At 51.6% G+C, this 1,183-nt stretch carries 1 rRNA gene; it reads left to right on the top strand.

The window, feature by feature from the left end:
- Window positions 1-139: 139 nt before the first annotated feature.
- Window positions 140-1,183: ribosomal RNA gene (locus tag GKZ89_RS20760) — 23S ribosomal RNA — on the top strand; the annotation flags it as partial.

The following is a 1,183-nucleotide window of genomic DNA, read 5'->3' as shown; positions in this document are numbered from 1 at the left end:
TTGTTCTTTGAAAACTGGATAACGAAATGAATGTCATTCATTCACACGAGTAAGAAATGACCTTACGATTTTTCTTCTCTGCCTCATGTGCAGAAAGAAAATCTTTTTTGTCTGAAACTAGTTTTCAGCGAATTCTAACGGTTAAGTTAGAAAGGGCGCACGGTGGATGCCTTGGCACTAGGAGCCGATGAAGGACGGTACGAACACCGATATGCTTCGGGGAGCTGTAAGTAAGCGTTGATCCGGAGATTTCCGAATGGGGAAACCCGCTGCTCGTAATGGAGCAGCATCCTGGCCTGAATACATAGGGTCAGAGAAGGCAGACCCGGGGAACTGAAACATCTAAGTACCCGGAGGAAGAGAAAGCAAATGCGATTCCCTGAGTAGCGGCGAGCGAAACGGGATCAGCCCAAACCAGAAGGCTTGCCTTCTGGGGTTGTAGGACACTCAACACGGAGTTACAAAGGAACGGGGTAGAGGAAGCGGCCTGGAAAGGCCCGCCAGAGAAGGTAACAGCCCTGTAGTCGAAACTTCGTTCCCTCCTGAGTGGATCCTGAGTACGGCGGGACACGAGAAATCCCGTCGGAATCCGGGAGGACCATCTCCCAAGGCTAAATACTCCCTAGTGACCGATAGTGAACCAGTACCGTGAGGGAAAGGTGAAAAGCACCCCGGAAGGGGAGTGAAAGAGATCCTGAAACCGTGTGCCTACAAGTAGTCAGAGCCCGTTAACGGGTGATGGCGTGCCTTTTGTAGAATGAACCGGCGAGTTACGATGACGTGCAAGGTTAAGTTGAAGAGACGGAGCCGCAGCGAAAGCGAGTCTGAATAGGGCGCATCAGTTCGTCGTCGTAGACCCGAAACCAGGTGATCTACCCATGTCCAGGGTGAAGTTCAGGTAACACTGAATGGAGGCCCGAACCCACGCACGTTGAAAAGTGCGGGGATGAGGTGTGGGTAGCGGAGAAATTCCAATCGAACCTGGAGATAGCTGGTTCTCTCCGAAATAGCTTTAGGGCTAGCCTCATGGCAAGAGTCTTGGAGGTAGAGCACTGATTGGACTAGGGGCCCCCAACGGGTTACCGAATTCAGTCAAACTCCGAATGCCAAAGACTTATCCATGGGAGTCAGACTGCGAGTGATAAGATCCGTAGTCGAAAGGGAAACAGCCCAGACCACCAGC

It is taken from the genome of Metabacillus mangrovi (assembly GCF_009711125.1).
GTDB lineage: Bacteria > Bacillota > Bacilli > Bacillales > Bacillaceae > Metabacillus_B > Metabacillus_B mangrovi.
Note: the sequence above shows the minus strand (reverse complement) of the source record. Positions and strands in the feature narration are given on the sequence as shown.